This is a genomic window from Limnohabitans sp. Rim28, from assembly GCF_000293865.2.
Taxonomy (GTDB): domain Bacteria; phylum Pseudomonadota; class Gammaproteobacteria; order Burkholderiales; family Burkholderiaceae_C; genus Limnohabitans_A.
On the sequence record NZ_ALKN02000002.1, the window covers coordinates 149,700 to 167,271 of the forward strand.

The 17,572-nt window shown below is 60.8% G+C and carries 16 protein-coding genes; 10 read left to right on the plus strand and 6 right to left on the minus strand.

What is annotated here, in order from left to right; genetic code table 11:
• Positions 1-34: 34 nt before the first annotated feature.
• From B472_RS03250 to B472_RS03270, 5 genes are read left to right on the plus strand one after another with little or no spacing between them, the layout of a single operon-like run.
• Positions 35-601, plus strand: coding sequence for an RNA polymerase sigma factor (locus B472_RS03250; RefSeq protein ID WP_026039194.1), 567 nt, complete (start codon positions 35-37; stop codon positions 599-601).
• Positions 598-1,038, plus strand: a complete 441-nt coding sequence (locus tag B472_RS03255) for a DUF3619 family protein (protein ID WP_019425317.1) — start codon at positions 598-600, stop codon at positions 1,036-1,038. The genes B472_RS03250 and B472_RS03255 overlap by 4 nt, the downstream gene beginning before the upstream one ends.
• Entirely contained in the window at positions 1,031-1,810 is a 780-nt protein-coding gene (locus B472_RS03260; protein ID WP_019425318.1) for a DUF3106 domain-containing protein, read from the plus strand. The genes B472_RS03255 and B472_RS03260 overlap by 8 nt, the downstream gene beginning before the upstream one ends.
• Complete coding sequence (locus B472_RS03265) at positions 1,807-2,346, plus strand: RDD family protein (RefSeq protein ID WP_019425319.1); 540 nt, start codon at positions 1,807-1,809, stop codon at positions 2,344-2,346. Before B472_RS03260 ends, B472_RS03265 begins: the two co-directional genes overlap by 4 nt.
• 7 nt (positions 2,347-2,353) lie before the next feature.
• On the plus strand, positions 2,354-2,965 hold the full coding sequence (locus tag B472_RS03270) for a TIGR00730 family Rossman fold protein (RefSeq protein WP_019425320.1): 612 nt from the start codon (positions 2,354-2,356) through the stop codon (positions 2,963-2,965).
• 87 nt (positions 2,966-3,052) lie between these two features.
• Here the strand turns inward: B472_RS03270 and B472_RS03275 are convergent, their stop codons facing one another.
• Positions 3,053-3,391: a P-II family nitrogen regulator gene (locus B472_RS03275; protein WP_019425321.1), complete on the minus strand. Its 339-nt coding sequence runs from the start codon at positions 3,389-3,391 to the stop codon at positions 3,053-3,055.
• 23 nt (positions 3,392-3,414) lie between these two features.
• Complete coding sequence (locus B472_RS03280; protein WP_019425322.1) at positions 3,415-5,088, minus strand: NAD+ synthase; 1,674 nt, start codon at positions 5,086-5,088, stop codon at positions 3,415-3,417.
• Positions 5,089-5,092: 4 nt separating this feature from the next.
• Here B472_RS03280 and B472_RS03285 point away from each other — a divergent pair, with 4 nt between their 5' ends.
• Positions 5,093-6,310 carry a GNAT family N-acetyltransferase gene (locus B472_RS03285; RefSeq protein WP_019425323.1) on the plus strand — a complete coding sequence of 406 codons (1,218 nt, stop codon included), beginning with the start codon at positions 5,093-5,095 and terminating at the stop codon, positions 6,308-6,310.
• 108 nt (positions 6,311-6,418) lie between these two features.
• Here the strand turns inward: B472_RS03285 and B472_RS03290 are convergent, their stop codons facing one another.
• A complete protein-coding gene (locus tag B472_RS03290; RefSeq protein WP_133176061.1) occupies positions 6,419-7,270 on the minus strand; it encodes a hypothetical protein in 852 nt (283 codons plus the stop codon).
• 271 nt (positions 7,271-7,541) lie between these two features.
• Positions 7,542-8,072 carry an inorganic diphosphatase gene (gene ppa / locus B472_RS03295; protein ID WP_019425325.1) on the minus strand — a complete coding sequence of 177 codons (531 nt, stop codon included), beginning with the start codon at positions 8,070-8,072 and terminating at the stop codon, positions 7,542-7,544.
• A 233-nt stretch (positions 8,073-8,305) separates the two neighbouring features.
• Here ppa and B472_RS03300 point away from each other — a divergent pair, with 233 nt between their 5' ends.
• From B472_RS03300 to glp, 4 genes are all read left to right on the plus strand, one after another.
• The gene (locus tag B472_RS03300; protein ID WP_019425327.1) at positions 8,306-9,739 is read left to right on the plus strand and encodes an aldehyde dehydrogenase family protein; all 1,434 of its coding nucleotides are present in this window, start codon (positions 8,306-8,308) and stop codon (positions 9,737-9,739) included.
• A gap of 76 nt (positions 9,740-9,815) precedes the next feature.
• On the plus strand, positions 9,816-10,958 hold the full coding sequence (moaA, locus tag B472_RS03305) for a GTP 3',8-cyclase MoaA (RefSeq protein WP_019425328.1): 1,143 nt from the start codon (positions 9,816-9,818) through the stop codon (positions 10,956-10,958).
• A gap of 5 nt (positions 10,959-10,963) precedes the next feature.
• Positions 10,964-11,587: a molybdenum cofactor guanylyltransferase MobA gene (gene mobA, locus B472_RS03310; protein ID WP_019425329.1), complete on the plus strand. Its 624-nt coding sequence runs from the start codon at positions 10,964-10,966 to the stop codon at positions 11,585-11,587.
• Between the two features lie 46 nt (positions 11,588-11,633).
• Complete coding sequence (gene glp / locus B472_RS03315) at positions 11,634-12,923, plus strand: gephyrin-like molybdotransferase Glp (protein ID WP_019425330.1); 1,290 nt, start codon at positions 11,634-11,636, stop codon at positions 12,921-12,923.
• 87 nt (positions 12,924-13,010) lie between these two features.
• Here the strand turns inward: glp and B472_RS03320 are convergent, their stop codons facing one another.
• Both B472_RS03320 and B472_RS03325 read right to left on the minus strand, forming a co-directional pair.
• On the minus strand, positions 13,011-16,094 hold the full coding sequence (locus B472_RS03320) for an efflux RND transporter permease subunit (RefSeq protein WP_019425331.1): 3,084 nt from the start codon (positions 16,092-16,094) through the stop codon (positions 13,011-13,013).
• Entirely contained in the window at positions 16,081-17,469 is a 1,389-nt protein-coding gene (locus B472_RS03325; RefSeq protein WP_019425332.1) for an efflux RND transporter periplasmic adaptor subunit, read from the minus strand. Before B472_RS03325 ends, B472_RS03320 begins: the two co-directional genes overlap by 14 nt.
• Between the last annotated feature and the right edge of the window lie 103 nt (positions 17,470-17,572).

Here is a 17,572-nt window from a genome sequence, read left to right on the forward strand (position 1 = left end):
ATCACCAAAGGACACAGCATCGCTGTTCAACAAGTTGGCCTCGGATCTAGAACTGTCTGACTTTCTGAAAAGCGCGGAGAAAAAGGCTTTCAAAAGAGCCTGTTACCACGTCCGGGATGAAGAAGCGGCCTTGGACATTGTCCAGGACAGCATGATCAAGTTGTGCACCAACTATGCGGACAAGCCCCTGTCCGAAATCCCCCTGTTGTTTCAGAGGATTTTGTCCAATACTGTTCTGGACTGGTTCCGACGCCGAAAGACGCGCAACGCCCTGTTTTCAAACCGGGATGACTTTGAAAACGACGAAAGTCCCGGTCACTTTGAGTCTATTGAGGTCCTGCCAGGGGACACCGACTTACCATCCCAGCAAAGCGCTGAATCGATGGTGTCTGGCATGCAAACCGTTGCACAAATAGAAAAGGCCGTCATGAATTTGCCTGCTCGTCAACGAGAAGCCTTCCTCCTGCGTTATTGGGAGGAACTGGATGTGTCTGAAACCGCTGCAGTGATGGGGTGCTCTGAGGGCAGCGTCAAAACCCATTGCTCCCGCGCCATTTTGGCACTGAATAAAACCTTGTCAGACCAAGGCATGAAGCTATGAAAAACCCCATCACCCACACTGCAGACATGGACCTTTGGGGCCACAATTTCACTCAGCAACTGGACTTGGCCACCCAAAACATGGGCCACGACATCAGCGAGCGCCTGCGGATTGCCCGTGTCCGGGCCCTTGAGTCTCGCCCCGCCCCCATGCGTTTGATGCGTTACCGCACAGCACTTCAGACCCATGGTTCGCTCTCGAGTCCCGGCGATGAAGGTTTGAACCTGTGGCGCATCCTCGCCTCTGCCTTGCCCTTGGTGGCACTGGTCATGGGCCTCATTTTGGTGCAAGCCGTCCAGCAAGAACTCACGGAATCCGACATTGCCTCCATTGACTCTGCACTTTTGCTGGACGACCTGCCCCCCGACGCCTACACCGACCCGGGCTTTCTGCAATTCCTGAAAGTCCAACTGGTCCAGCCTGGCCGACATGATTGAACGGGTCTTGCACCGGCTGGGTTCTGCCATACAGCCGCCCTCCTCTTCCCCCCAGCGGCCCCAGCTGTGGCTGTGTGGCTGCTTGGCTTGGGGCTTGGTGCTGGCTGGCTTGCCTGCGCTGGCACAAAACCCTTCGTCCAACGCCTCCGCATCGGCCCCTGCAACGGAAACGGTCAGAGCTGACACCAGCACCCCAGCGCCGACAGCGCCCCGCACAGAACCCTCTATGGCGACTGAACAGCGCGCAGCGCCAGCGCCAGACCAACCGGCTGAAGAATCTCGTGCCTGGGCCTCGTTGAGCAAAAGACAAAAACAAGCCTTGCTGCCCCTGAACAACAAATGGGACGAGTTGACCCCCCAGCAAAAACAAAAATGGTTGATCTTGGCACGGGGCTTCTACCAGCTGAGCGACCCAGAACAAATGGTTTTGCACGCGCGCATGCGGGATTGGGCCGCACTCAGCCCACGCCAACGCAGCCTGGCGCGCTTCAACTTCAACACCACCCAGTCCTTGTCCATTGAAGACAAACGCGCGCAGTGGGAGGCCTATCAGCTATTGTCAGAGGCTGAAAAAGACAAACTCAGCACCGGCATCAAGCCCCCCTTGAAAAGTGGTGCGCGCAGCACAGCCCCACCCCATAAGCGTCTGGTGAAACCACCTGCCTTGCCGGCCGAAGGCAGCCGCATTTTCCAAACCATAGCGCCCCGCCAGCCGGTTCACCCCAAAACCCTGCTGCCGCAACCCGCTGACGTCACATCCAAATCTTCATGAGCCCGCGCAAGCCTGCCACCTCCAAGCCCGACGCCACGGCCCCCACACCCCGAGTTAGCAAGCCCCTTCAAGCGCCCTCTCTCAAGCGGCGCATGGCTTGCTGGTTGTATGAAGGCATGCTGCTATTCGGGGTCGTCTTCATTGCGGGTTATCTGTTCAGCAGCCTGAGTCAGACCCGCCACGCCTTGGACAACCGCCCTGGCCTGCAGGCCTTCCTTTTTTTGGTGCTGGGCATTTACTTCACCTGGTTTTGGCACCGGGGCCAAACCCTGGCCATGAAAACCTGGCACGTCAAAGTCGTCAGTGCGCAAGGTTTGCCCCTGAGCCAAAGGCGCGCCTTGCTGCGCTACGTGTTGAGCTGGATGTGGTTTTTGCCTCCCCTGCTGCTGACCATCCCTTTGGGTTTGCCTCCTGGCTCGATCGGTTTGCTCATCTTTGTCTGGATATTTGTATGGGCCTGGCTCAGCCGCTTTCATCCCCAGCGCCAGTTCTGGCACGACGCTTGGGCGGGCACCCGATTGGTTTCAGCCCTCTGAAAAGCCCATGAACCCGCCTCTTTCACCCCAAGCAAACCCGCCCGCTTTTTCGCTCTGCGTCTATTGCGGCTCCAAACCCGGCAAACACGCTGAGTTTGCGCAAATCGCAGTACAAGTGGGCACCTGGATCGGCGCGCACGGTGGACAACTGGTCTATGGCGGCGGGCGCAACGGCCTGATGGGCCTGGTGGCCGAGGCCACCATGGCGGCAGGCGGCACGGTGGTCGGCATCATCCCCACCGCCTTGGTCGAAAAAGAGTGGGCCCACCACGGTTGCACCGAGCTGCATGTGGTGGACACCATGCACGAACGCAAACGCTTGATGGCAGACAAGGCCGACGCCTTTTTGGCCTTGCCCGGCGGTATAGGCACGTTTGAAGAATTGTTTGAGGTCTGGACCTGGCGACAGTTGGGATACCACGACAAGCCCGTGGGCATCTTGAACAGCTTGGGCTATTACGACGGCTTGATGGCCTTCATCGGCCAAGTGCTGGACCAAGGCTTCATGGCCGACTGGCAAACCGAACTGATCACGCTGGGCACCGAGCCCGAAGCGCTGCTGCAAAGCTTGGTGCAAAAAGCGGGCTTTTCACCCCGCGCCAACGTTGAGCTGATTTGAGCCACTGACAAAAGCGCGGTGGCTTTAGCACCACCCTCATCGAATGCCCCAAGCAGGCCTTCGCATCAAGGCCCTACATTCAACCGATCAGATCGCGGTTTCGTCCTGCTCGCCAGTGCGGATGCGCACCACGCGCTCGACCGAGGTCACAAAAATCTTGCCGTCACCGATCTTGCCGGTACGTGCCGCCTTGATGATGGCGTCCACGCAGCTGTCCACATCGTCGTTTTTCACGACCACTTCAACCTTCACTTTGGGCAGAAAGTCGACCACGTACTCGGCACCACGGTACAACTCGGTGTGGCCTTTTTGGCGACCAAAACCCTTGACTTCGGTCACTGTCAAACCGGTCACACCGCATTCAGCCAAAGCTTCGCGGACTTCTTCCAGTTTGAAAGGTTTGATGACGGCGGTGATCTGCTTCATGAGAAAAATCCTGAAAAGAGTGATTAGGCGCGAAACTTGTTGGTCATAGGATAACGCCAATCCTTGCCAAAACTTCGGTGCGTCACGCGAATGCCCACAGGGGATTGGCGGCGTTTGTACTCGTTGAGCTTGATCAGGCGGGTCACTTTTTCCACATCGGCCCGCTCAAAGCCGTCGGCAATCAGCGCTTCCACACCCTCATCGTTTTCCATGTAACGCTGGATGATCGCGTCCAGCACCTCGTACGCAGGCAAGCTGTCCTGGTCTTTTTGGTCCGGGCGCAGCTCGGCGCTGGGCGGGCGGGTGATGATGCGCTCGGGGATCGGCTGGCTGCCCGTGCCATAAGGGTCATTCAGGTTGCGCCAGCGGGCCAGGTCAAACACGCGGGTTTTGACCACGTCCTTGATGACCGCAAAACCGCCCGCCATGTCGCCATACAGCGTGCAATAACCGGTGGCCATCTCGCTCTTGTTGCCGGTGGTCAACACAATGGCCCCGGTCTTGTTGGACAGCGCCATGAGCAAGGTGCCGCGAATGCGGGCCTGGATGTTCTCTTCGGTGGTGTCTTCTTTCAGGCCCTCAAACTGGGCCGACAGCGCCTGTTTGAAGCCGTCAAACAGCGGCGCGATCGAGATCTCGTCATAACGCACGTTCAATCGCTTGACCATGTCACGCGAATCGATCCAGCTGATGTCGGCCGTGTAAGGTGAGGGCATCATCACCGCGTGGATCTTGTCGGCCCCGATCGCGTCCACCGCAATCGCCAGCACCAGCGCCGAATCGATGCCGCCCGACAAGCCCAAAATCGCGCCCTTGAAACCGTTTTTGCCCAAATAGTCGCGCACGCCCAGGACCAGCGCGTCCCACAGCTCGGCATCGGCACTGGCCAAAGGCACCAAGGCATCGGCTGCCGCGGTCAGTGCCACGCCATTCGGTCCCACCGCTGCCTGCACCGCCAAATCGGCTTCGCGGAAGCCCTCGGCCCGCGCCACGGGTTCGCCCTGGGCATTGAGCGCAAACGAGCGTCCTTCAAAAATCACCTCGTCCTGGCCGCCCACCAAATGCGCATAAATCAAGGGCAAACCCACGTCGCTCACGCGTTCGCGCATGCGCTGCTCGCGTTCAGGGCCCTTGCCGGCATGGAAAGGCGAGGCGTTCAGCACCGCCAGCAGCTGTGCGCCCGCGTCGCGCGCCAGGCGGGCTGGCTCGTCAAACCAGGCGTCTTCGCAAATGAGCAAGCCCACACGCACGCCTTCGACCTCGAACACACCCACGCCATGGCCGGGCGTGAAATAACGGCGCTCGTCAAAGACTTGGTAGTTGGGCAGCTCGCGCTTGTCGTAAGCACAGACCACCTGCCCCTCGCACAGCACGCTGGCGCGGTTGTGGCGGCGTGTCACCGCCACGCTGCGGGTGCGCAGACCACCGCCTTCGGGGTGGCCCACCACCACATGCAAACCTTTTAACCCAGCCAGTTCGCGGGCCACTGTTTTCAGGGCATCATCGCAGGCGTCAATGAAGGCGGGGCGCAGCAACAAGTCTTCGGCCGCATAGCCGCAAATCGACAGCTCGGGCGTCAGCACCAGGCGCGCACCCTCGGCATGTGCCCGGGTGGCGAAGTCGATGATCTTGCGGGCATTGCCCGGCATGTCACCGACGACAAAGTTGAGCTGGGCCACACGAATTTGGAGAGTCATACAGGTGCTGGAAAATGTGAGCTTGAATTATGTCACCCGGGTGCAAGACGACCTGGGCGCCATCGCGCCTGAAGCCTGGGACGGCTTGCTCGCCCGGCAGGACGCCCCATCCCCCTTCATGCAGCATGCCTATTTGTCGGTCATGCAGACCAGCCAATCGGCCGCCCCTGAGACCGGCTGGACGCTGCAGGTCATCAGCCTGTGGCGCGGCACCCCGCAAGGCGATGTGTTGGCCGCCGCCTGTCCGCTGTACATCAAGACCCATTCGCGCGGCGAATACGTGTTTGACCACGCCTGGGCCGACGCCTACCAGCGCCACGGCCTCGACTATTACCCCAAAGCCCTGGTTGCCCCGCCCTTCACCCCCGTGCCTGGCAGCCGCTTGCTGGCCGAATCTGAAGCTGCCCGCCAGGCCCTGCTGGCCGCCTTGCTGGACATTTGCCAAACCCACAACATCCCTTCGCTGCACATTTTGTTTGGCAGCCCGAACGACCTGCAGGCCTGCGAACAAGCCGGATTGCTGCAGCGCGACCAAGTGCAGTTCCATTGGCAAAACCAGGGTTGGCAGGACTTCGATGACTTTTTAGCCAGCCTGACGCAAGAAAAGCGCAAAAAAATCCGGCAAGAACGCCGCAAAGTGCAGGAGGCGGGCGTGACGTTTCGCGCCGTGCGCGGCCCCGACATGACGGACGGCGACTGGGCCCTGCTGCTGCGCTGCTACCAGCAAACCTATTGGGAACACGGCAACCCGCCCTACCTGACCCCGGCATTTTTTGAGGCCATGCGCAAGGACATGGCGGCCAACTGGCTGCTGTTTGTGGCCGAACACGCGGGCCAGCCCATCGGCATCAGCCTGATCGGCCTGCACCTGGACGCCCAAGGCCAGCCCGAAGTGGCCTATGGCCGCTATTGGGGGGCCCTTGCCCGGGTGGACTGCCTGCACTTTGAAGCTTGCTACTACCAGCCCATCGAATGGTGCATACAGCACGGCCTCCAGCGTTTTGAAGGCGGCGCACAGGGCGAACACAAAATGGCCCGCGCCCTGCTGCCCACCCCGACGCACAGCGCCCACTGGCTGGCGCACCCGGCGTTTTCTGAGGCCGTTGCGCGGTTTCTGGAGCGGGAAAAAGCGGGGGTGGAGAACTATCTTGAAGCGCTCAACCAGCACTCACCGCTGAAGCAAGCCAAGCAGCCTGCCAAGGCCACCTGGCCCAGTCTGTAAGCGGCACCTTCAGGTCCGACACCTGCCCCCAGCCCTACAGACACATTCTGTCGTTTCGACTTGGCCACTGGTTTGTCTCACCTCAGCGAGCCAATCACTGCGGTTTTTTTAGGGACTGGAACAGCCGCCCCCAGCGATGGGCAACACACTGACGAGTGCCGTGGCCACATAGGGAGCGGGTACCTCAGCGGTGATGGGGACGTTGCTGGCGGCGAATTGGAGCACCAGCACAGTGGGACTTGTGACCACAGGGGTGATCAAAGCCAGATTGCGGGTTTCATGCCCTGAGAGAGAGGCCTCTGGCCCTTGAATCACACGCCAACTGTAAAAGTTGATTTGCGCGTTCAGTTCGAGGCCCTGCGCGCTCAACAACAGCGGAACACCAGAATTGCAAATAGACGCCTGCGGTTGAATGCGCAGTTGGGTGGTGTTTGGCCCTTGAATGAGTGAATCGATGGGCACCGGGTTGGGTTGTACCCGCAAGGTGCGCTGGTAACTCACTTGTTGCCCAGCTTCGTTCAGTCCTGCCAACTGCAGACGGTACAGGGCGTCGGTTTTCACATCTTGTTCGGAGTAAACGAACACGCTGCATTCCCAAGTGCTGCCGCCAGAACCTCCAGGCGATGAACTGGTGGCGGGTGTTGGGGCCACCCTGTCGTTTTTGACAGCACTGGCGCAATCGGCATTGAGCAGCACCAAAACCGGTTGATCAGGCGACAAAGGCGTGATGGACCAGGACATGCTTTCCAAGCGGTACTTGACGCTTTCAAGTGTGCCTTGAACAGCGGTGGACTCGCGTGCCGTGAGGACCACTTCGGACCCACTGTTGGCCGAAATGCTGCCACCACCCTCTCCACCGCAAGCCAGCAGCATGATGGCAGCTGCAATGGTGCTGAACGCCCTCAGCGCAAGGGGTGTTGGATGGTGGCGTGACTGGAAGCTTGTAAACGCTTGGCTCATCAACGGTTCGCTTTCTGAAAAAGATGCGGTGGCAGACCCGGGCAAGCCATGGTCTTCTTTGGCATCACTTTTGTCAGTGCGCGTGCGCACATTGCCAAACCCCTCAAAACAGCAGTGCGGGGGTCAGTGATGGCATTCACGCCACAACGGCGACATCACCCCGTTCAAAGCACTTGACTGTCCATGCATCAAAAAACGCCTGCGCGGCGCAAACCGGGCAGGCGTTGTGGGGATGTCAACGGCCTCCATCAGAAGCCGTTGAGCCAGGCGCTCAAGCCTTTTTGTAGTTGGCGATGCCGTCCATCAGTTCTTTGGCGGCAGACTCGACGCCTTCCCAGCCCTTGACCTTGACCCACTTGCCTTTTTCGAGGTCTTTGTAGTGCTCAAAGAAATGGGCGATTTGCTTGAGTTGCAGTTCGTGCACATCGGCCAGGGCCTTGATGTTGGCGTAGATGGGCAGGATTTTTTCGGTGGGCACGGCCAAAATTTTGCCGTCCATGCCACCTTCGTCTTCCATCAGCAAGATGCCAATGGCACGGCACGACACCACCACGCCTGGAGGCAGTGGGAAGGGAGTCATGACCAACACGTCGACCGGGTCGCCGTCACCGGCGATGGTCTGGGGCACGTAGCCGTAGTTGGTGGGGTAGTGCATGGCGGTGCCCATGAAGCGGTCCACAAACAAGGCGCCGGACTCTTTGTCCACTTCGTACTTCACAGGGTCGGAGTTCATCGGGATTTCGATGATGACGTTGAATGCATCGGGCACTTTGCTGCCGGGGGTGACTTTGTTCAGGGACATGGTGTCTGCTTTAAAAAGTGAAGAAAAATCGTCAATCCTAGGGATTAACCCCGATTTTACTTTCACCGGGCTTTCGAAATCCAAGGTGTTTTGGCCCAGCCCACAGCGCGGCCCCCAGCGCGGCCGCCAACTCGGCCCACCCTGGCGTGCGCCCATGGCCCGCCGAGCGGGGCCAACCCATCACCTGTCTCTTGCGTGATTTCCAAGGCAGCCCCACGGCCGACAATGGCGGCATGCAACACAACTTCATTGCCAACCAATCGACGCCCGCCCTGGCCGGGCAGACCCTCGACGTGATCGATCCGTCTGACGGGCAGGTGTTTGATCAAATCCCGCGCAGCCAGGCGGTCGACATCGACCAAGCGGTTCAAGCTGCACGGTCTGCTTTCAACGGACCGTGGGGTCGGCTCACGGGCGTGGAACGCGGTCGTTTGCTGATGGCCTTGTCGCGCAAAGTGACCGAACATGCCACGGAGCTGGCCAGCCTGGAGCAACGCGACTGCGGCAAGCCCACCCGCCAGGCGGCCGCCGATGCCGTGGCGCTGGCGCGGTATTTCGAGTTTTATGCCGGGGCCTGCGACAAGCTGCACGGCGAGACCCTGCCCTATCAAAACGGCTACAGCGTGCTGACTTGGCGCGAGCCGCATGGTGTGACGGGCCATGTGATCCCTTGGAACTACCCGATGCAAATTTTTGGGCGCAGCGTGGGTGGTGCTCTGGCTGCTGGCAACGCCTGCGTGGTCAAACCCGCCGAAGACGCCTGCCTGAGCCTGATCCGCGTGGCGCAGCTGGCGGCCGAGGTGGGGTTTCCGCCGGGGGCCATCAACATCGTCACCGGCTACGGCCACGAGGTGGGCGACGCCCTGGCCCGCCACCCCGGCATTGACCACATCAGCTTCACGGGCAGCCCCCGCGTCGGGACATTGATCCAGCAAGTGGCCGCCGAGCGGCATTGCCCGGTCACGCTGGAGCTGGGTGGCAAAAGTCCGCAGATCATTTTTGACGATGCCGACCTGGACGCGGCCATTCCGGTGGTGGTCAACGCCATCGTGCAAAACGCTGGCCAGACCTGCAGCGCGGGCTCACGCGTCTTGATACAGCAAGGCATTTACGAGCCAATGCTCAAGCGCCTGGGAGAAGCTTTTGGCCGCCTGCAAGTGGGCTCTGCCGCCATGAATCTGGACCTGGGACCTTTGATCCGCGCCAGCCAGTTGGAGCGGGTCACCGGCTTTTTGGACCAGGCCCGCGCCGACGGCATCGCCACCGTGGCCCAAGGGCAAATTGCGGCGGGCGTGCCTGCGGGCGGTTTTTACCAGGCCCCCACTTTGCTGCGCGATGTGCCGGTGATGCACCGCTTGGCGCAAGAAGAAGTCTTTGGCCCGGTGCTGTCGGCCATGGCCTTCAAAGACGAGGACCACGCCGTCGAATTGGCCAATGCCACCGAGTTCGGGCTGGTGGCGGGCATCTGGACGCGCGACGGCGGGCGGCAGTTCCGCATGGCCAAGCGTGTGCGCAGCGGCCAAGTGTTCATCAACAACTACGGCGCAGCCGGCGGGGTAGAGCTGCCCTTTGGGGGTGTCAAGTCTTCGGGTTATGGCCGCGAAAAGGGCCTGGAAGCGCTGCTGGGCTTCACCACCCTCAAAACGGTGGCGATTGCGCACGGTTGATGTGCGGCTGAGCCCCCATAACCACCCTTGACCATGCTGCCTCATGGGAGAGACAGCTCGGGCACAATCGCTGGCTATGTCTGAACGCGTTATTCCGCTGGTTGACCAGCGCCATCCCAGCTTGCCTTTGCCCACAGTCTTGGCGGGCCAAGACTTGAGCAACTTGCCGCTGGACGGGTTGCGCCGCCCGCTGACCGATTTGCGCATCAGCGTGACCGACCGTTGCAACTTCAGGTGCAGTTACTGCATGCCCAAAGAAGTCTTTGACAAAGACTATGCCTACTTGCCGCACAGCCACCTGCTGAGCTTTGAAGAAATCACGCGCATTGCCACCGTTTTCGTGGGCCGGGGCGTGCGCAAAATTCGCCTGACGGGCGGTGAACCACTGCTGCGCAAGAACATCGAAATCCTGATCGAGCAACTGGCCGCGCTGCGCACTCCCGACGGCCAGCCGCTGGATTTGACGCTGACCACCAACGGTTCGCTGCTGGCGCGCAAGGCGCAAAGCCTGAAAGACGCCGGGCTGCAACGCGTGACCGTGAGCCTGGACGGGCTGGACGACGCCGTTTTCCGGCAGATGAACGATGTGGACTTTCCGGTGGCCGATGTGCTGGACGGGATCGAGGCTGCACAAGCGGCGGGCCTGGGGCCCATCAAAGTGAACATGGTGGTCAAGCGTGGCACCAACGAGCACGAAATTTTGGCCATGGCCCGGCATTTCCGGGGCACGGGCATCGTGCTGCGCTTCATCGAATACATGGACGTGGGCGCGACCAACGGCTGGTGCATGGACGAGGTGTTGCCCAGCGCCGAAGTGGTGCGCCGGCTGCATGCCGAGCTGCCGCTGGTGCAACTGGACCCGGCTGCCCCCGGCGAGACCGCCGAGCGCTGGGGTTATGCCAACGCCCAAGGCGAGCATGACCCGTCGCTGGGCGAGATCGGCGTGATCAGCAGCGTGACCCAAGCGTTTTGCGGCGACTGCAACCGCGCCCGCCTGTCCACCGAAGGCCGCCTGTACCTGTGCCTGTTTGCCAGCCAAGGCTATGACTTGCGGCAGTTGTTGCGCGACCCGGCGCAAAGCGACCACACGCTGGCCGCCACGGTGGACGCCATCTGGCGCGGACGGACTGACCAATATTCGGTGCTGCGCAGCCTGCGCGGCCCCGACACCGCCAACGGCCCCGGCCGCCGGGTGGAAATGAGCTACATCGGAGGCTGAACGCCATGAACCACCACGCACCGGGCATCACCGGCCTCATCCTCGCAGGTGGGCGCGGCTCCCGCATGGGCGGCACCGACAAGGGTTTGCAAAACTTCCACGGTCTGCCCTTGGCTTTGCAAACCTTGATGCGCTTGCAGGTGCAAAGCCTGCCCCTGCAAGAGGTGATGATCAACGCCAACCGCAACTTGGCGGCCTATGAATCGCTGGGTGTGTCCGTTTGGCCTGACAGCATCGACGGTTTTGCGGGTCCTTTGGCGGGCTTCCTCACGGGTCTGGAACGCTGCGAAACGCCGCTCTTGCTCACCGTGCCTTGCGACTCGCCACTGTTTCCGCTCGATTTGGTGGAGCGCTTGGTGCAAGCGCTGCAAGACCAAGACGCCGACCTGGCCATGGCCGCCGCCCCCGAAGCCGATGGCACGGTGCGCCCCCAACCGGTGTTTTGCTTGCTCAAGCTGGATTTGCTCGAAAGTCTGGTCAAGTTCACCCAAAGCGGCGGCCGCAAGATTGATGCTTGGACCGCACAACACCGCTGCGCGATCGTGCCCTTTGACCTGCCTGGCGACAGCCCGCATGCTTTTTCCAACGCCAACACACTGGCCGAATTGCAGCAACTCGAATCCCTTTGAAACGTGCCGCACGGCAGCGCCGTGCCCCATCGCCATTGCCACAGCCATGACCACCCCAGCCCTGTCCATTGATCAGATCGCCGAACGCCTGCAAGGCTATGACCCACAGGCCTTGTCGGCCAGCCAGGTCAACGCGTTTTTGGCCCAATTGGTGCAGCCCGTGCGCGAACAAGACACCGTGCCGCTGATGCACGCCCACGGCCGCATCCTGGCGCAAGACGTGGTCTCGCCCATCAGCGTGCCGCCGCATGACAACTCGGCCATGGACGGCTATGCCCTGCGCGGGACTGAACTGCAAGCCGGACAAGTGACGCACTTCAAGGTCGTGGGCACCGCCTTCGCTGGCGCCGCTTGGCCAGGCACGGTGCAAGCAGGTGAATGCGTGCGCATCATGACCGGGGCCATCATGCCCACAGGCTTGGACACCGTGGCACCCCAAGAACTGGTGCAAGTGGATGGCGACACCGTGCGCATCCCGCAAGGCTTGCTGCAAGCCGGCGACAACCGCCGCCTTTTGGGAGAAGACCTGATGGCGGGCCATGCCGCCTTATCGGCCGGGACTCGTTTAACGCCCGCTGCCTGCGGCCTGCTGGCCAGCCTGGGACTGCCCACAGTCACCGTTTGGCGCCGACCCAAAGTGGCTTACTTTTCAACCGGCGACGAAATCCTGAGCTTGGGCGAAGCGCCCCGCGAAGGCGCGGTGTACGACAGCAACCGCTACACCGTGGCGGGCCTGGTGCAGGCGCTGGGTTGTGAGCTGATCGACATGGGTGTGGTGCGCGACGACCCCGCGGCTTTGGAGCAGGCTTTTAGAGATGCCGCCGTGCAGGCCGACGCCATCATCACCAGCGGCGGCGTGAGCGTGGGTGAAGCTGATCACACCAAGGCCATGATGAAAAAACTGGGCGATGTGGCGTTTTGGCGCATCGCCATGCGCCCCGGCCGCCCCATGGCGGTAGGCCGCATCACGCAGGGCGATCGCTCGGCCGTGCTGTTTGGCTTGCCGGGTAACCCGGTGGCGGTGATGGTGACCTTTGCGGCCTTTGTGCGCCCCGCCCTGCAGCAGCTCATGGGCTGGCAAGCACCGCAATTGCCCCTGCTCAAGGCCAAAAGCACCGAGGCCTTGCGCAAAAAACCCGGCCGCACCGAATACCAGCGTGGCGTTGTCAGCACCAACCCAGCAGGCCAGTTGCAAGTCAGCATCACCGGCAACCAGGGCTCGGGTGTGCTCAGCTCCATGGTGCAAGCCAACGGCCTGATCGTGCTGGGCCACGCCCAGGGCAACGTGGCTGTGGGGGATGAGGTCGATGTGATGATGTTTGACGGGCACCTGTGAACGGTGCCCTTGCTCACAACAAAAAAGCGGCCCAGGCCGCTTTTTTGTTAAGTAGCCGTGGCTTCACACCACACGCTCCAAAGTCGCTCAATGCGCTGCCGCTTCGTGTGGCGTGTCGTGCGCCACCGATTTGTTGGGGCCGGGCACCGACTTGCGGGCCAACAACGAATACATGGTGGGCACCACAAAAATGGCCAACAGCGTGCCCAAACTCATGCCGCCCACAATCACCCAACCAATTTGCGTGCGGCTCTCGGCACCCGCACCGGTGGCCAGCGCCAGCGGCACGGCGCCGAGCACCATGGCGCCAGTGGTCATCAAGATGGGCCGCAGTCGCTGGGCAGAAGCCTTGATCAAAGCCGCTTGCATCACCATGCCCTGCTCGCGCAACTGGTTGGTGAACTCCACAATCAAAATGCCATGCTTGGTGATCAAACCCACCAGGGTGATCAGGCCGATTTGGGAATACACATTGAGCGAGCCACCCGTGTACTTGAGCGCCAGCAGCGCACCGATCATGGACAGGGGCACCGACAGCATGATCACAAAGGGATCGATGAAGCTCTCAAACTGCGCCGCCAGCACCAAAAAGATGAACAGCAGCGCCAAGACAAACACAATGACCAAGGCCCCTTGCGAGTTTTTGAATTCGCGCGAGGTGCCGTTCAGCTCGGTGGTGTAGCCCGGCTTGAGAACCTTGGCAGCGGTGGTGTCCATGAAGTTCAGCGCCTCGCCCAAGGAGTAATCCGGCGACAAGTTGGCCGTGATGGTCACCGAGCGGCGTTGACCAAAATGGTTCAACTCACGCGGGGCCACACTTTCGCGCACTTTGACCAAGCTGGACAAGGGCACCATGGTGTCGTTGCGGCCCCGCACCTGAATCACGTCGATGTCATCGGGCGTGTTGCGGGCCGAAGGCAGGGTTTGCACAATCACGTCGTACTGTTCGGCATCGCGCTTGTAGCGCGTGACCACGCGACCCCCAAGCATGGTTTCAATGGTTCGTGCCACCACATCCACACTCACGCCCAACTCAGCGGCCTTGGTGCGGTCCACCTCGACCCGCAGCTCGGGTTTGTTCAGACGCAAGTCCACATCGGGTGACAGGATGCCTGGGTTTTTGGCAATTTCATCCATCATCTGACGTGCGATCGCGTTCAAATTCTGGTAACTGTCCGAGGTCTGGATCACAAAGTTGAGGGGCCGTTCGCGAAAGCCCTGCCCCAAAGAGGGCGGCGTGATGGGGAACGCATTGATGCCCGGCAGGCCGTTGAACTTGGCACCCAACTCACGTGCGATTTCGAGCGTCGTGCGCTGCCGTTCGTCCCAGTCCACGGCGCGGTACACCACGGTGCCTTGACCGACGGTGGGGTTGCCCAAGTTGGCAAAAATGCGGTCAAACTCGGGGTACGCTTGACCCATCTTTTCGAGCGATTTGGCGTAGCGATCGGTGTACTCCAGGGTCGAGCCATCCGGGGCATTGATGGTGGCCAAAATCGTCCCTCGGTCCTCCAAGGGGGACAGCTCTTGCTTCATGGTGGGGTAAATCACGCCAATGCCAATGCCCGAGGCCAGCATGACCAACACCACCACCCAACGCGCACGGCTCAAAATCAGGGTCAGCAAACGCTCATAAGCCGAAGACAGGCCCGTCAGCCACTTTTCCATCGAACGGTCGAACCAGCCGGGGTTGGGGTTGTGCCTGAGAAATTTGGAACTGAGCATGGGCGCCAAGGTCAGCGCCACAAAACCCGAAACAATCACAGCGCCCGCCAAGGCCAGCGCAAACTCGCCAAACAACTTGCCCGTGCGCCCCGGCGTGAAAGCCAGAGGGGCGAACACAGCCGCCAGCGTCATGGTCATGGCAATGACGGCAAAGCTGATTTCACGCACACCCTTGATGGCGGCAGAAAACGGGTCCAGGCCTTCTTCAATGTGCCGGTAAATGTTTTCCAGCACCACAATCGCGTCGTCCACCACCAAACCAATGGCCAAAACCAGCGCCAGCAAGGTCAAGGTGTTGATGGTGAAGCCCGCCAAAGCCATCATGGCGAAAGCGCCGATCAAACTGACGGGGATGGTGATGATGGGGATGATCGAAGCGCGGAAGGTGCGCAAAAAGACAAAGATCACCAAGGCCACCAAGACCACCGCTTCCGCAATGGTGTTGAACACGCTTTTGATCGACCGGTCAATGAAAACCGAGTTGTCGTTGGCGATGTTGATGACCATGTCACCCGGCAAGTCCGCCTTGAGCTTGGGAATCATCTCGCGCACGCCCGCTGACAACTCCAAGGGGTTGGCCGTGGCTTGACGGATGACACCCGCTGAGATGGCCGATTGACCGTTCAAGCGAACGGTACTGCGGTCGCTGGCCGCGCCTTCGCGAACTTGGGCCACATCCCGCAGCTTGACCGAAAACCCGTTGATGTTTCGGATCACGATGTCACCGAATTGCCCTGCACGGTTCAGATCGGTTTGCGCAGAAACGCTGAATTCTCGGGTGGACGATTCGATCCGGCCCGCTGGCAGCTCCAGATTGTTGCGGCGGATGGCGTCCTCGACATCTTGTGGCGTCAATTTGTAGGACGACAGGCGTGCATGGTCCAAAGACACCAGCATGGCGTATTTGCGCTCACCAAAAATGCGCACATCGGCCACGCCCGTCACGGTTTGCAAGCGCGGCTTGACCACACGGTTGACCAAATCGTTGATCTGCAAGGCATCCAGGGTGTCGCTGGAAAATGCCAACCAGATCACAGGGAATGCGTCAGCCTCCACTTTGGCGATGACGGGCTCTTCCACCGTTTGAGGCAATCGGTTACGCACACGCGCCGTGCGGTCACGCACTTCAGCGGCTGCCGTGTCGGCGTCTTTTTCGAGGCGAAAACGCACGGTGATTTGCGATTGTTCGGCTCGGCTGATGGAGGTGATGACGTCCACCGCGTCAATGCCGGCAATCGAGTCTTCGAGGGGCTTGGTGACTTGGGATTCGACCACTTCTGCAGAAGCGCCGACATACCGCGTGGTGACCGTGACGGTGGGCTCATCGATCTTGGGGTACTCGCGCAGTGACAGACTTTTGAAGCTGACCGCGCCAATCAGCACAATCAACATCGACATGACCACGGCCAATACAGGCCGCCGGATGGAAACTTCAGCGAGTTGCATCTGCGCCCCTCAGGCAAGGGTTCGGACCCGCCATGTCGGCGTTCTTGCCAGGACCTTGACCAGGCTTGCCAGCACCCCCTGGGCGTTGCCCCATTGGGCTGGCACCAGCACCAGCACCAGCGCCTGGACGTGGGCCTTGGGCACCCGCGGCGGCTGGCGCAGCACCCGGGCCACCTGCACCGGGGCCACCTGCACCGGGACCACCTGCACCGGGCGGACCACCAGCGGGTCTGCCCCCACCGGGTTGAGACAAGTCAACCACCCGAACCACAGTGCCATCTTTTTGCAAACGCTGGTGACCGGCTGTGACCACGGTGTCACCTGCCGACAAACCTTCGAGAATTTCCACCTTGCCGGGCAAACGCAAGCCCACTTTGACCACGACGCGTTCCGACACTTTGACATCGGGCTTGTCGCCTGCAACGATCTTGACCACAAAAGTACGACCCCCTTGCGGAATGATGGCTTCTTCTGGAATGACCAGCGCGTTTTCGCGCGAACCGAACACCGCATTGACGCGGGCAAACATGCCCGGGCGCAGTTGCTGCTGGCGGTTGTCAATGCAACCGCGCACGCCCACCGAGCGTCCGTTGGCATCGATCAAAGGGTCCACCGCCTGAATGATGGCGCTGAAGGGTCGGCCTGGCAGGGCATCAACGGTCAGCTGGGCTTTTTGACCGGCACGGATCTTGGCCTGAAAACGCTCGGGCAGCCTGAAATCGAGCAACACGGCGTCGATGTCCTCGACGTTGACCATGTCCGCGCCGTCTTTCAGGTAATCACCCACGTTGATTTGTTTGAGGCCGGTGATGCCATCAAAAGGCGCCAGCACCTGCAAACGTTGCAAGGTGGCTTGCGCCAAAGAGAGCTTGGCGCGCGAGACCTCCAGCGCCGCACTGCTTTCATCCAAAGACCGTTGGCTGATGAAGTTTTGAGCCACCAAATCCTGGTTGCGTTTGTGGTTGGCCTCGGTGATGGACAGCTCTGCGCGGGCTTGGGCCAGCTGGGCCTGTGGCAGCTGGTCGTCAAACTGCACCATCAACTGGCCCTTGCGCACCCGCTGGCCATCGTTGAAGAAAATTTGTTTCACGCGTCCGCCGACTTCGGGGCGCAGCATCACCCCTTGCCTTGAACGCAAACTGCCCACCGCTTGGGTCTCGTCCACCAAGGTCATGCTCTCGACCTTGGCCACCTCAACCGAAGTGGGGCGTGCGGGTCCACCACCTGCCGCAGGCCCGGCGCCCGGCGCAGCGGACGCAGTGGCTGTCTTGCCAGCTTCAGCATCTGGGGCCTTGTTTTGCCACCACCAAGCGGCTCCAGACGCCATGGAAATGCCCAAAATTGCCAAAACTGTGTATTTCTTTTTGTAAGCCATTCGAATCTCTCTCAAATTGCAAGCCGCAAGACCGTGCCAATGTAACAGCGCAAAGGCAATTTCCCTACTGTTGGTGGGGGGTTGTTGGGCGGTCTTGGGGGGA

Bases quoted from the DNA above. Each gene is read 5' to 3' on its own strand.
- B472_RS03255 (WP_019425317.1), top strand. From the start codon at position 598: ATGAAAAACCCCATCACCCACACTGCAGACATGGACCTTTGGGGCCAC.
- B472_RS03260 (WP_019425318.1), top strand. From the start codon at position 1,031: ATGATTGAACGGGTCTTGCACCGGCTGGGTTCTGCCATACAGCCGCCC.
- B472_RS03265 (WP_019425319.1), top strand. From the start codon at position 1,807: ATGAGCCCGCGCAAGCCTGCCACCTCCAAGCCCGACGCCACGGCCCCC.
- B472_RS03270 (WP_019425320.1), top strand. From the start codon at position 2,354: ATGAACCCGCCTCTTTCACCCCAAGCAAACCCGCCCGCTTTTTCGCTC.
- B472_RS03275 (WP_019425321.1), bottom strand. From the start codon at position 3,391: ATGAAGCAGATCACCGCCGTCATCAAACCTTTCAAACTGGAAGAAGTC.
- B472_RS03280 (WP_019425322.1), bottom strand. From the start codon at position 5,088: ATGACTCTCCAAATTCGTGTGGCCCAGCTCAACTTTGTCGTCGGTGAC.
- B472_RS03290 (WP_133176061.1), bottom strand. From the start codon at position 7,270: ATGAGCCAAGCGTTTACAAGCTTCCAGTCACGCCACCATCCAACACCC.
- ppa (WP_019425325.1), bottom strand. From the start codon at position 8,072: ATGTCCCTGAACAAAGTCACCCCCGGCAGCAAAGTGCCCGATGCATTC.
- B472_RS03300 (WP_019425327.1), top strand. From the start codon at position 8,306: ATGCAACACAACTTCATTGCCAACCAATCGACGCCCGCCCTGGCCGGG.
- moaA (WP_019425328.1), top strand. From the start codon at position 9,816: ATGTCTGAACGCGTTATTCCGCTGGTTGACCAGCGCCATCCCAGCTTG.
- mobA (WP_019425329.1), top strand. From the start codon at position 10,964: ATGAACCACCACGCACCGGGCATCACCGGCCTCATCCTCGCAGGTGGG.
- glp (WP_019425330.1), top strand. From the start codon at position 11,634: ATGACCACCCCAGCCCTGTCCATTGATCAGATCGCCGAACGCCTGCAA.
- B472_RS03320 (WP_019425331.1), bottom strand. From the start codon at position 16,094: ATGCAACTCGCTGAAGTTTCCATCCGGCGGCCTGTATTGGCCGTGGTC.
- B472_RS03325 (WP_019425332.1), bottom strand. From the start codon at position 17,469: ATGGCTTACAAAAAGAAATACACAGTTTTGGCAATTTTGGGCATTTCC.